The sequence below is a fragment of the Nocardia sp. 2TAF39 genome, assembly GCF_052114905.1.
Classification (GTDB): Bacteria; Actinomycetota; Actinomycetes; order Mycobacteriales; family Mycobacteriaceae; genus Nocardia.
In genome coordinates, this window is sequence record NZ_JBFRFQ010000065.1 from 15,208 (window position 1) to 27,340 (window position 12,133).

Annotated in this window: 13 protein-coding genes and 1 tRNA gene; 7 read left to right on the forward strand and 7 right to left on the reverse strand. The window is 64.5% G+C overall.

Going from position 1 to position 12,133, the window contains the following annotated elements:
- Positions 1–44: 44 nt before the first annotated feature.
- From AB4Z47_RS28155 to AB4Z47_RS28165, 3 genes are all read left to right on the forward strand, one after another.
- The gene (locus AB4Z47_RS28155; protein ID WP_441955306.1) at positions 45–1,283 is read left to right on the forward strand and encodes a lactate 2-monooxygenase; all 1,239 of its coding nucleotides are present in this window, start codon (positions 45–47) and stop codon (positions 1,281–1,283) included.
- A 40-nt stretch (positions 1,284–1,323) separates the two neighbouring features.
- A complete protein-coding gene (locus tag AB4Z47_RS28160; protein WP_441955308.1) occupies positions 1,324–1,824 on the forward strand; it encodes a MarR family winged helix-turn-helix transcriptional regulator in 501 nt (166 codons plus the stop codon).
- 24 nt (positions 1,825–1,848) lie between these two features.
- Positions 1,849–1,933 (forward strand) — tRNA-Ser (locus tag AB4Z47_RS28165).
- A 16-nt stretch (positions 1,934–1,949) separates the two neighbouring features.
- Here the strand turns inward: AB4Z47_RS28165 and AB4Z47_RS28170 are convergent.
- Positions 1,950–2,624, reverse strand: a complete 675-nt coding sequence (locus AB4Z47_RS28170) for a site-specific integrase (protein WP_441955310.1) — start codon at positions 2,622–2,624, stop codon at positions 1,950–1,952.
- A 181-nt stretch (positions 2,625–2,805) separates the two neighbouring features.
- Positions 2,806–3,189 carry an Arm DNA-binding domain-containing protein gene (locus AB4Z47_RS28175; protein WP_441955312.1) on the reverse strand — a complete coding sequence of 128 codons (384 nt, stop codon included), beginning with the start codon at positions 3,187–3,189 and terminating at the stop codon, positions 2,806–2,808.
- A gap of 655 nt (positions 3,190–3,844) precedes the next feature.
- On the opposite strand from AB4Z47_RS28175, the gene AB4Z47_RS28180 reads away from it, so the two are divergent.
- Positions 3,845–4,087, forward strand: a complete 243-nt coding sequence (locus AB4Z47_RS28180; protein ID WP_441955314.1) for a hypothetical protein — start codon at positions 3,845–3,847, stop codon at positions 4,085–4,087.
- Positions 4,088–4,170: 83 nt separating this feature from the next.
- Here AB4Z47_RS28180 and AB4Z47_RS28185 read toward each other — a convergent pair whose 3' ends face one another.
- The 3 genes from AB4Z47_RS28185 to AB4Z47_RS28195 all read right to left on the reverse strand — a co-directional run bounded on the left by AB4Z47_RS28185 (position 4,171) and on the right by AB4Z47_RS28195 (position 6,507).
- Positions 4,171–4,455: a hypothetical protein gene (locus AB4Z47_RS28185; RefSeq protein ID WP_441955316.1), complete on the reverse strand. Its 285-nt coding sequence runs from the start codon at positions 4,453–4,455 to the stop codon at positions 4,171–4,173.
- Positions 4,456–4,465: 10 nt separating this feature from the next.
- Positions 4,466–4,891 carry a hypothetical protein gene (locus tag AB4Z47_RS28190; RefSeq protein WP_441955317.1) on the reverse strand — a complete coding sequence of 142 codons (426 nt, stop codon included), beginning with the start codon at positions 4,889–4,891 and terminating at the stop codon, positions 4,466–4,468.
- Positions 4,892–5,331: 440 nt separating this feature from the next.
- On the reverse strand, positions 5,332–6,507 hold the full coding sequence (locus AB4Z47_RS28195) for a helix-turn-helix domain-containing protein (RefSeq protein WP_441955319.1): 1,176 nt from the start codon (positions 6,505–6,507) through the stop codon (positions 5,332–5,334).
- A 312-nt stretch (positions 6,508–6,819) separates the two neighbouring features.
- On the opposite strand from AB4Z47_RS28195, the gene AB4Z47_RS28200 reads away from it, so the two are divergent.
- Complete coding sequence (locus AB4Z47_RS28200; protein ID WP_441955321.1) at positions 6,820–7,080, forward strand: VOC family protein; 261 nt, start codon at positions 6,820–6,822, stop codon at positions 7,078–7,080.
- A gap of 220 nt (positions 7,081–7,300) precedes the next feature.
- Here AB4Z47_RS28200 and AB4Z47_RS28205 read toward each other — a convergent pair whose 3' ends face one another.
- Positions 7,301–8,398, reverse strand: a complete 1,098-nt coding sequence (locus AB4Z47_RS28205; RefSeq protein ID WP_441955322.1) for an NAD(P)/FAD-dependent oxidoreductase — start codon at positions 8,396–8,398, stop codon at positions 7,301–7,303.
- 80 nt (positions 8,399–8,478) lie between these two features.
- On the opposite strand from AB4Z47_RS28205, the gene AB4Z47_RS28210 reads away from it, so the two are divergent.
- On the forward strand, positions 8,479–9,072 hold the full coding sequence (locus AB4Z47_RS28210; RefSeq protein WP_441955324.1) for a helix-turn-helix domain-containing protein: 594 nt from the start codon (positions 8,479–8,481) through the stop codon (positions 9,070–9,072).
- A 279-nt stretch (positions 9,073–9,351) separates the two neighbouring features.
- Here the strand turns inward: AB4Z47_RS28210 and AB4Z47_RS28215 are convergent, their stop codons facing one another.
- Complete coding sequence (locus tag AB4Z47_RS28215; RefSeq protein ID WP_441955326.1) at positions 9,352–10,431, reverse strand: nitric oxide synthase oxygenase; 1,080 nt, start codon at positions 10,429–10,431, stop codon at positions 9,352–9,354.
- A 501-nt stretch (positions 10,432–10,932) separates the two neighbouring features.
- On the opposite strand from AB4Z47_RS28215, the gene AB4Z47_RS28220 reads away from it, so the two are divergent.
- Entirely contained in the window at positions 10,933–11,964 is a 1,032-nt protein-coding gene (locus AB4Z47_RS28220; RefSeq protein WP_441955328.1) for a HoxN/HupN/NixA family nickel/cobalt transporter, read from the forward strand.
- The last annotated feature ends 169 nt before the right edge of the window (positions 11,965–12,133 follow it).

The window sequence follows — 12,133 nt, forward strand, 5'->3', positions numbered from 1 at the left end:
GGCGAACAGCGGTCGGCCGGTTTGCCGCAGGGCGGGAACATCAGGTGAAACGCAATCTGGCGAGCAGGCTGCGGCTACCGCCGCCAGGGACTACCGTTCGGGTGGTGAGCGGCGGTTTCATCGATTTTCAGAACGAGATCTACCTCGGCGGCCTCGGTGGCGCGACGCCCGAATTGCCCATGACCGCCGCGGGTTTGGAGCAACACGCGCGGGAGCGGCTGGACCCCGCGGCGTTCGCGTATGTGGCGGGCAGCGCGTCGGCCGAACGCACCGCAGCGGCCAACCGGTCCGCCTTCGATCGATACCGAATCCTGCCGCGGATGCTGCGCGGCACCACCGGGCCGGGCGCACGCGATCTGTCGGTGGAGGTGCTCGGGACGCGGCTGGCCGCTCCGGTGCTCACCGCGCCGATCGGTGTCCTGGAGCTGCTGCACGAGGGCGGCGAGGTGATCGCCGCCGAGGTGACCAAAGAACTGGGTATCGGCACGGTGCTGTCCACGGCGGCCTCATCGACCATCGAAGACGTCGGTGCGGCGGCCGGAGCGTGGTGGTATCAGCTGTACTGGCCCGCGGACGACGACCTGGCCCGTTCGTTCGTCCGGCGAGCCGAGCGCGCGGGTGCGAAGGCGATCGTGGTCACCGTCGACACCCCGACCCTCGGCTGGCGTCCGCGCGACCTGGAGCTGGCGCACCTGCCGTTCCTGCACGGCAAGGGCATCGCCAATTACCTGTCCGATCCGGTGTTCCGCGCCAAGCTGCCTTCGCCGCCGGAGGAGAGCGAGGAGGCCATGCGGGTGGCGATCCTCACCTGGGTGGGACTGTTCGGCAACCACACACTGCGGCATGCCGACCTCGCACACCTGCGCGGGTGGACCGATCTGCCGATAGCGGTGAAGGGCATCCTGCACCCCGACGACGCGCGCCAGGTGGTCGACGCGGGCGCTGACGCGGTGGTGGTGAGCAACCACGGCGGCCGGCAGGTGGACGGGTCGATCGCCGCGCTGGACGCCTTGCCCGCGGTGGTCGCCAGCGTCGGCGACCGTGCCGACGTGCTGTTCGATTCGGGCGTGCGCACCGGCTCCGACGTGATCGTCGCGCTGGCGCTGGGCGCCAAGGCGGTGCTGTACGGGCGGCCGTGGGCCTACGGGCTCGGCGTCGCGGGCGCCGCGGGCATGCGACACGCGCTGCGGTCGCTGCTCGCCGATTTCGACTCGGTGCTCGGCCTCTCCGGATGTGCCGACATCGCCGCGGTGAGCCGCTCGCTCGTCTCCACTGTGCGCTGACCTGCGTTATTCGCGATTCCCGCAGTTCGCCGGGCATAGAATGACGACCGTGCATCCCGAACCAAGCGTTCGTGTGGTGGCCGAACCGCGATGGCTCACGCCTGCGCAGCAGCGCGCATGGCGGGCGTACATGGACGGCCACATGCGACTGATGACGGCATTGAACCGGCAGCTGCAGCGAGACAGCGACCTGAGCGTCGCCGAATACCGGATCCTGGTCCTGCTCTCGGAGGCCCCTGGCCACTCGCTCCGGATGAGCGAGCTGGCAGACGGTGTGTTGTCTTCGCGTAGCAGGCTGACCCATCAGATCCGGCGCCTCGAGGCCCAGCACTTGGTGCGCCGCAGCACCTGCCTCGAGGATGGCCGCGGCGTTCTCGCCGAACTCACCGACGAGGGCCTGCGCCGGCTGGAATCCGCCGCCCCCGGCCATGTCGACGCCGTTCGCCGCGACTTCATCGATTTGCTCAGTCCGGCCCAGCTCGAGGTGATAGCCGATGTCTTCGGACGCGTCGACGAGGAAATCGGAACGCGGCCCGGCTGAACCGTCCGCTACGATCGGGGGCCTGGAGACGTGGCAGAGCGGCCGAATGCACTCGCCTTGAAAGCGAGCGTCGCGAGAGCGACCGGGGGTTCAAATCCCTCCGTCTCCGCTCAGGTTTGGGCAGGTCACCCGGTGGATTTGCGCCGGGTTGACCCTGTTCGAACAGTTCGAACACTCGGCGTGGTGTCACGGCCTGTCACAACCGCATTCAAAGTCTGCGCCGCAGCCGTCAGCGCATCCGCCTGGTTGTGCGCGTACGTACGCAGCGTGAACGCGGCGTCACAGTGCCCAAGCCATGCCGACACGGTGGCAATCGGGACGCCCTGTAGGTGCATCAACGTGCCACAGGTGTGCCGGGCGTCGTGCAACCGGATCGACTGCACGCCCGCGGCGTCACACACCACATGCCAGCTGCGCGACAGCTTGTCCGGGTGCAAGGATTCGCCTGCTTCGTCACACACGACGTAGGCGCCCTCGCCGTAGCTTTCGCCGAGCGCCAGTCGTTCCGCGGCCTGCCGAACGCTGGCACGCTTCAACGCCTCGGTGATCACTGGCGTGAGCGGCAGCGTGCGCCGCGATTTCGCCGTCTTGGTTTCCTTCTCGATGATTTCGCCGTCGACCTGGATCCGCGTATTGACGATCGTCAATGTGCCCTTGATGAGGTCGACATCGGACCAGCGGAGTCCGGCGATTTCGCCGCGCCGAAGCCCGGACAGGGCTAGGTGCCAGGCGTGGCCGATTCGATGCTTGTCCGCGGCGGCGACCACCTTCCGCACTTCGTCCGGTGTGTATGTGTCCATCTCGCGCCGGTCATTCGGAACGCGGTCTACCAAGGCTGCGACATTGCGCGTCAGGAATCCTTGCGCACGCTGAGATTCCAGTACATTCCCGGTGAGCCGCAACATCGGATTGATGGTCGCCGCCGCCCATGCTGGCAGGCACGTCTGTGCGCGTAGTAGAACTCGCCGTCTTGCAGGTCGGTCACCAGATTGTCGAGATCTGCTTTCGACAGCTGTTGTATCGGCATCGTGCCGAATCGGTCGCGGACCGGCTGGAGTGCGTGCGTGGACGCCGCCCGGGTCGACTTACCGACTCGTTTGCCTGCGAGCCACTCGGCGCAAGCCTGCTCGAGGTGACTGTGGAGCGGGCAACGTAAGTGCCTTGCGCGACAGCATGATTCACCGCAGCCAGCGCGTCGCGCGCTTCCTTCTCGGTGTTGTACCGTTTGCGGGTCTGTCGCCTCCTCCCGGTCTCGTCGGTCCCTACCTCGGCGCACACTTCGTAGCGGACAGCGCCGCTCTTGAGCGTGATCTTCTCGATCTGCGGTGGAAGCTGTTGTCTCTTAGGTTTCGTCATCGCGCACATTCCCACCTTTGTGTTTCATCTCTTCTTCGAGAGTTGCGATTTCTTTGGCGTACCTGGTCGCCATATCCAATTGCTCACGCGTAGCTTGAATCTGCTCCGCGCCTTACTCGTAGCCCATATAGCGCAGGAGGTCTGTCAGTTCGATGCGCAGATGCCTGAGATGGCGCGACTTGTCCAGCCAGCGACGACAATCTCCGGGTACGGCCAGGCCTCATCGACGTAGGCGGGCCATGGTGCTTGACCACGATCACGCCAGCCCACTTCGTCAAGTTGCTGCGCCGGTTACGGTCCCTGGAGTCCATGCGGCGCGCAACAGTGTTCGCTCCGGGCAGTCAAGAAGGGAAGGTCTATTCCGTCGCGAGCATTCCGAACCGAATGCTCGGGCACGGCTCGTCGAACTCGAGTACGACGACCAGACCGAGATAGCTCGACTGCGGATCAGTGGCCAGGAACGACTGTATGGGTTCCTCTCTGACACTGGCCCCGACTTCTATGCGCTGTGGTGGGATCCAGGGCACGAGATCTGGCCATACCAGAAGTGGAACACCTAGCAGGACGCCCGCTACGGTCCGCGTGCCGATCCGGAGATCAATGCCCCGTCCGGCGGTACAAGACACAGTGACAGCGGGAGTTTCAAGCAGGCAGACCAGGGACGGTGTACTCCGCGGGTACCTGCCGGACCGTGGCCCGGGATCTACGCGACCTGTACGCGTACGAGCCGATCATGTGGGCGGAGCTGTCCAAACCCGTCGAACAGCTCGAGGCGGGGCGGCCGTACCGATTCTCCCGCTACGAGCTGCCCGTCGACCACCCCGAGCGGTGGCCGGCGGGCGACTCCAACGATCTACTTGTGCTCGATGCCGACGAGAACACATGCCGAAAGGGGCTGACGCCGTGACCTGCGTCGGTCGGCCTGTCCGACAAATAACGCACCCCGCCTCCAAATCAACGGAGGCGGGGCGGGATTCGCTGTATACCGGTCTACTTCTCCATTTTCTCCAACATCCAACTGCCGACGGCGTACATGTCGTCAGCGGGGATGGCGCGCGTGTAGTGCAGGGGTGGGGTTATCCATCGGATCCGACGCCATCCGATGGATGGACGAATGACCCAGCCGCCGTATTCGCGGCGAGAATTCCACTGGAGCTCCCTGGTGTAGCCGGGCTCGCGGGAGGCACGCCGAAACCGGTGGTAGAGGTTGAAGCGCAGCCGGAACCATCGGCTCGACCATGTGGCAGGGCCGCTACTGACAAAGACCACATCCATCGAGGTCAACCTAGCACGGGATGATGGCGGCCGCGGTCTCCTTGCGGACCTCATCTGTCCCGGTGTCCCAGGTGGCCCGCATGACGATCTTGCCCTGCCACATGCCGGGTACACAGTCCAGCGCCATCGCGGCGACGTGGACGCTCGGGTTGGGGATCTGCGTGACAATGGCGGGATCACCCTTCGGCCGAGGGTTGCTGGTGCCCGACCGATGCCATAGCTGCAACTCGAGCCGGAACTGAAGAGGGGCGGACGTGCATGTCACTGTTCCGCCTACGACGACGGCCTCGTGCAGCAGGTACGGCTCCTTGTTGAAGGCGAAGCCGCAAGCTTTGCCAGAGGTGGATGGCCCGGCCTGCGCGACCGGTGTGGTGAGCGTCTGTCCGCTGAGTAGTGTGGCGCTGAGGGCAGCTACCGTCATCAGGTTGTGAATCATCATTCCCTCCATTACTTCCCGGCTCCCGTACCCCACGGGAGCGTTGATCGCCGCCACGGACTGACCTTGTGGGCGCGGCGAAATGGACGCCCCGCCGATCGGCGGGGCGTCTCCTTGCTCGGTTCTATCTCGGATATCCCCACGGTTGCCGGGACGTTCTAGGTCCACCCCCGGTTGCGGATCTTGATCACGGCGGCGGTGAGGTGGCGCACTCGCCTGCCTGGCATCTGCTGTGTGCGATGGTGGCTGCGTCCGGGTTGGCGAATCCCCATGCGGCGTCGAGGTGGTCGCGGTGGAGCGGGACGACGAAGTCATACCGGGCCTGGCGACCGTAGGCCCGGTTCAGGGCCCACAAAAAAGGTAACGGGTTCAGGGTTCACCCGGCGTTGGGGCCTGCCAAGAGCGTGACCCGCGCAAGGGGGCGGAAGAATTATAAGGTGTTATACCGTCAAGGGATCAAGGCCGAGACTGTGCGCCAGCGACTGAATGTGACCCCCGACCGCTCGACGCCGGGCGCGACGTATCAGCGCGGAAACCGAGTCGAGAACCATCGGGTCCATCCGAACACGTTGAGGGTCAACCATTTCCGCTTCGGAGAAGGCCCGAACAGCCCCAGCGTCATCTCCGGTAGCCGTGAGTGCGTGCCCGTAATCGGTCCAGTAGTACACAACCCTATTGGGTGCCTGAACCGGGCTCGGATCAATTCGACGAGCCACGCTGACGGCTTCGTCACTGTCACCTAGTTCTGCTGCGACCGACACCTGCCATATGGCAGTACTTGTTGGACCGAACCAGAGCAGTCCGAATCCACCATCTTCGGACTCACCGAGGGACCGCGCTTCCGCGAATGCTTCATTCAGAAAGTCGGCCGCGGCGCCCGCATCTCCGGATACCGCGCTGGCGAGTGCACCGCGGCACAGCAGATTTCCGTACGCCTGCCGCACATCGATGCTGGTAAGCGTCGATTGCAGGTCGCTCGCAGTACGTTTCGCGAGTCGGCCCGCCAGTTCGGCGTTCTCCGGCGGCATCGCATTCAGTCTGGAAATCTCGGCAAGGCCGATCCATTGCGGCGAATCGAGATCGTGAGCAAGCTGCATGCCCATCCCGGCGATAGTTGCAGCGAGGTCGGGATAGCCGATGCCCTTGACCAGGAAACGGGCGTTGAACGTTGCCTCGACAAATTCCGGACCCTGGTAATAGAAGGCGTCCCGTAGAAGATCAGCCATTCCGGGCGCGAGGCCCGCGTAATCCGCAGCGTTGCGCAGGAACGACGAACGCCTCACGGCCTCAACTACGGCGTCTCGAGGCCGATCGGGCTTGCGCCGTTCACCAACCGACATCTCGATGCATGCGGACCTGATGTCAGGCACGACGGCTGTAGCGGCTGCCTTGGCTGGGTCAGTGGGGTCGCCGGGCTGCCCGAGTAGTTGCGACACGGTGATATTCAGTGCTTGCGCAATCGCTACCTGCGTGGCTCGGCGATCGAGTGCACGCTGTCCGCTCTCGATCAGCGAGATATAGCCCTGCGAGACTCCCGAACGGTCAGCCAACATCCTTTGACTGATACCGCCGCGTCGACGACGCCAGTACCGGATGCGTTCGCCGGTGTGCTCCATTATCGAGGCTACGACCGATCACTCACGGCGTACAAGGGCAGGACCGTTGTCACAACGCGGTTGGACTCAGCCGGACGGCACCGAACTTACACGCACGCGTTTCCGCAGGAACCGGCCGAATCTGGAGTCGCGCGGACCCGGCCGCACCACTGACTTCCGCCTTGAAAGCGAGCGCCGCGAGAGCGACCGGGGGTTCAAATCCGTCCGTCTCCGCAGGTAAGGTCGCAGGTCAGGGATAGTTTTCACGAGCTGTACCGGCCTGTGGCCAACACGTCGGTCAACAACTGAAGCATCTGAGAGGATGTCGGCAGGATGCTCCATCTTCACCTCGGCGGCGGGGGCACGGTGCCGGTGTACCCGAAACTGGACCACACCCCCGCCACATTCACGATATTGAACTTCCTGATCCCCGACATCGAGGCGGCTGTTGACGAGCTGATCCGCCGCAATGTGTGCTTCGAACGTTACGAATTCGCCGAACCGGACGAGAAAGGCATCCACCGCGGCGGTGGTCCCCTGATCGCCTGGTTCACCGACCCCGCGGGCAACGTCCTGTCCGTTCTACAGCAGTAGCGCGTCCGACCGAATGGGATCCGCGGCCCGTCCGCACTGAGCTGCGGGCGAGCCGCGTAGCCTGCAACGCCCGCGCATAGCTGATAGGGGTGCGTTCGCTACTCGGTTACGTATTCGGGGTATGCGCGGTGATCTTTCGAGATGTGCTGGGTTGCTGCCGTGTTCGCGTTCGAATGCCTTGGCGAAGGCGAATTCGGCGTGTAGCCGACCTGGAGCCGGTTCAGCGGCTCGGCCGTCCGGAATCGACGGATTCGAAGTCGTGACGTCGGGACGAGGCATTACGGCGATGCACTTCGGCTTCGAGTTCCCCGGAGAACGGCTGCTCCCGAGCAGCGGCGCCGCGCCGGGATGCCACGGCGGCGCGGACCTCCTCGTTGATCAGGTCCGCGTTCACCGCCGCGCCGACTGCTACTCCTTGGGCAACAGCGGAGGCGACTGTGGCGCGGACATCTGTGACGTTGCCTGCGGCCCATACTCCTTCGACGTCGGTGGCACCGTCGGGGCGGGCGGGAATGGCCGTACCTAGGACAACATCTCCGACCTTCTGCTGGACCGCTGATATTCCCAGCTGGGCCACGACGTCGGCGCGAGCTTCGAACTGGGGACCGATGGCCACTGCGTCGCAGTCGATTGTGGCACCAGAGGCCAGTTGTACGCCGATGAGCTGGTCGCCGTCGGTGCGGATGCCGATTGCCTCGCCGTCGATGACGGAGATCCCGCGGGCTGCGAGTTGTTCCCATTGGTCCCCGGACGGTTCCGGCGCGGTATGGAGCAACAAGGTCACTCTGTCGCTGAGCTGTCGGAACAATAGTGCCTGGTGCACACTCATCGGGCCGGTGGCGAGGACGGCGATCGCCTGGTCACGGACCTCCCAGCCGTGACAGTACGGGCAGTGCAGCACGTTTCGGCCCCACTGCTCGCGCAATCCCGGAATCGGCGGGAGGACATCGACCAGGCCGGTGGCAACGATCACCCGTCGCGCAACCACTTCTCTGCCGTCGGCGACGGCGACCACGAACCGGTCGCCGCGTCGGCGCACGGATTCGGCCGCCTGGTCGAGGAGGATTCCGCCGTAGCCTTGAACCTCCCGGCGTCCGGTCGCAATGAGCTGTGCCGGTGGCGCACCGTCGAGTGCAAGGAGGTTGTGTACGCCCTCGGCCGGCGCGTTACGCGGCTGGTCGTTGTCGACGACGGCCACGGATCGACGGACACGCGACAACGTCAGGGCTGCGCTGAGCCCGGCGGAACCTCCGCCGAGCACGACCACGTCGACGTGGGCGGACGGATTGTTGTTCGGCTGGTGTTGCGGATCGCTCATAGTGAATACCTCCGAGGATCATGCTGCCCGGTCGTCGCACAACGTGGCAAAGAAGTTTGCCAATATGGCAATCTTGCTGGATGGAGCATTCCGAACGCGATGATCTCGAGAACACTTTGGCGGGGATCGGACCCCGGTTGCGCGCGTTACGTCAGCAGCGGGGCGTCACGCTCAAGGATCTGTCGACGGCGTCGGACATCTCGGTCAGCACGCTCTCACGTCTCGAGTCCGGTCAGCGACGACCTAACCTGGAACAGGTGCTGGCACTCGCACGGGCTTACCGGGTGCAGGTCGATGAACTGATCGGCGCCCCCCTGACCGGAGACCCGCGGGTGCATTTGCGGCCGATCACCAGAAACGGCATGACCTGGTTGCCACTGACCCGCCGAGCCGGTGGACTTCAGGCATTCAAGGTCGTCGTTCCCTCTTCCAAGTACTCCGACCGGCCCGACCCGCGGACCCACGAAGGGTACGAGTGGCTCTACATTCTCAACGGTCGTCTCCGCCTGGTGCTCGGCGACCAAGATCTTGTCCTGTCCTCCGGTGAAGCCGCGGAGTTCGACACCCACGTCCCGCATTGGTTCAGTCCAGCCGAGAAAGCGCCGGTCGAACTCCTCATACTTTTTGGTCTGCAGGGAGAACGCGCCCACCAGCGGACCGACATCGCGACATAGCCAACACCACGAACGCGTCGCATCGGTAGCAGCAACGGCAGTCGCCCCCGAAGAAAAACAGTCCAGCGAACCCTTGACCAGCGGTTTCGGCAGGGTGCACATCCCTCCTTCTCCGCAGTTCTCTGACCCTGTGACATCGAGTTGGGGGAATGCGGTTAGAGCTTGATCAGGCATCGCTCGAGGCGCGTGTTCATCCCTAACCTTGAAATTGGCGCTGTCCTACTCCTCGATCGCAGCGGATTCGATGGTCGAATGAAGCACCTGCGGGGACGACAGGGCTCAAATCTCTTCGTCCCGCCGGACATAGTTGGGACGGATGTCCAAGTCGGGTGGGTCGTAGTAGCGGTGGAAGGTCGGGGTCAGTCCGGAGGAGATGGGCGGGTTGATCCAGGTCCAGTCGGTGGGGCAGGTGCGGCCTGCCGCCTCCTCGCGCTTGACGTGATCGCAGAACTGTTTGGCCACGGTGTGGTGGTCGACGATGTGGACGCCCGCCCTGCGGAAGCTGTAGAGCACCGCGCGATTGAGTTCGACCAGTGCCTGATCGCGCCACAGGTTCCGCTCGGATCTGGTGTCCAGGCACATCATTTCGGCGATCAGCGGGAGCATGTTGTAGCGGTTGGTGTCGCTGAGGTTGCGCGCACCGATCTCCGCGCCCATGTACCAGCCGTTGAACGGCGCGAACGGATAGGTCATCCCGCCGACCTCGAGGTTCATATTCGACACCGCGGGCAGCGCGTGCCAGCGCAGGCCGAGGCCGGCGAACCAGTCGAACTCCGGATGCTCCAATTCCACCTCGCGCGCGAGTTCCGGCGGGATGTCGAACCAGCATATCGGCTCGTCGGGCGTGCTGATCAGCAGCGGAAGGATGTCGAAGGGTGTGCCGGCGCCACGCCATCCGAGAGCGGTAGCCAACTCGGTGAGCGCGATATTGGCGGCGTCACCGATGACCGTGCCGTCTCCGTTGCGGTAGCCCGCGTAGCGGATGAGCTGCGAATTGATGACGCGGAACTCGCGTCCGTCCGGCTGGCGCGGCGGGCCGACGGTGATCATCGACTGGATGGCGCCGCCGTTGGTGGCCATCTGCAAGTGCTGCCAGCAGACCTCGGCCAGGTCGCGGGCAGACCGCACGCGTCGGGCATCGAGCAATTCCAAGGAGCGCCAATGCTTTCGGCCGACGCAGCGGGCGTGATTCCGCCAGGCCAGCTTGGCTCCGATGAGGATCTCCTCGGCGGTCTGTAGATAGCCGCCGGTCTGTTCGAGCTGCTCGAGCGCAGCGCGCCGACGCCGGGGAACAAGGTGTGCCAGCTCGGGCAGCAGGAAGAATTCGTCGCATTCCTGCATCCGGCGTTTCAGATCCATACTGAAAGGTTTTGTTTCCGGCATCTTCTCGATCGATGACAGGGGTAACACGTGATTCACGTTTTTCTCCGGTCGGGCAGAGGTTCCGCGGTGAAACAGACGAGTTCGAGCAGAGAATTCGCGCGGTTCGCGCACCGGGCACCGCCCTTCGCACGTGGCCCGCGCGACAGGGGATGCCGCAAAATAGCTTTCACCCGGGGATCGCCCGGAAAACCGGGGGTGTTCCGCGGCTCCGTACCGAGCGGCCGGTCCACTTGCCGCACGTGTGTGCAGTGTGATGACCTCGGTACCAATGGTGCGGATACGACATTATGCCCATCCTTTTTCCTGCCGGGAAGCGGCCCGGCGTTCAGCGTACGGCCGGTGTGCTGGCCGTGTGCCAAGATTTGCTGGATTTGCTGGATCGGCCCATGTCGGAGCCTGGATCAGGCTGTGTCGAGTAGCGTTGACCTGATCTGCTTTTCGAGGGTGGAGGGTCTACTCGTGCGCAGCATCATCGGGATGGCGATTACTGTTGTCGCCCTGCACGTCGTCGGCTGGGGGACACTGCTGCTGTTCGTGGCGCCCAGTCATTACCTCGTTCAGGGGTCGGTGTTCGGTGTCGGGCTCGGCGTAACGGCGTACACGTTGGGCATGCGGCACGCATTCGACGCCGACCACATCGCCGCGATCGACAACACCACGCGGAAACTGGTGGCGGAGAACGGGAAACAAAAGGTCCAGACCGTAGGTTTTTGGTTTGCGCTCGGCCATTCCAGCGTGGTGTTCGTGCTCGTCGCGTTGCTCGCTTTCGGCGTGCGCGCGCTTGCGGCCGACCTGGGGGACGAGGACTCCGCGCTGCAACAGTGGACCGGGCTGTGGGGCACCAGCGTGTCCGGCACGTTCCTGATCCTGATCGGACTGCTGAATCTGGCCTCGCTGGTGGGAATCTGGCGGGTGTTCCAGCAGATGCGCCGCGGCGAGTTCGACGAGGCGCAATTGGAGCGTCAGCTGGACAGCCGGGGGCTGTTGAACCGGGTGCTGCGGCCGATGGTCGGCCTGGTCCGCGAGCCGAGGCACATGTACCCGGTCGGGCTGCTGTTCGGCCTGGGTTTCGACACCGTCACCGAGGTCGGCCTGCTGGTGATCGCGGGCGGCGCCGCGGCGACCGGGCTGCCCTGGTATTCGATCCTCATACTGCCCGTGCTGTTTTCGGCGGGCATGACGCTGTTCGACTCGCTGGATGGTTCGTTCATGAGCTATGCCTACGACTGGGCCTTCGCCAGGCCGGTGCGCAAGATCTACTACAACCTGGTGGTCACCGGGCTGTCGGTAGCGGTCGCGCTGCTGATCGGAGGGCAGGAGATCGTCTCGATCTTCGCCGAGAAGCTGGAGGTCGAATCGGGTGTCATCGGCTGGGTCGGTAACCTCGACCTGGGTGATCTCGGTTACATCATCGTGGGTCTATTCGCGCTCACCTGGGCCGTCGCGATTATCGTGTGGCGCTTGGCCGGAGTGGAACGGCGCTGGCAAGATGGCCTCGCCACGTCGTGAGTGCGGGGTGCGGCTCGGCGCGCCATTCCCTGACATGGCGACGGCCTCCGACCTGCCACCGATGTCTCTGGCAGGATAGTCCGCATGCTGGCTCGGCGCGGGGTGCGGCGTTGGGTTTCCAGCGCCCTGACAAGCGCCGCACTCGTTTCCGGTGCGGTGGTATTCGATG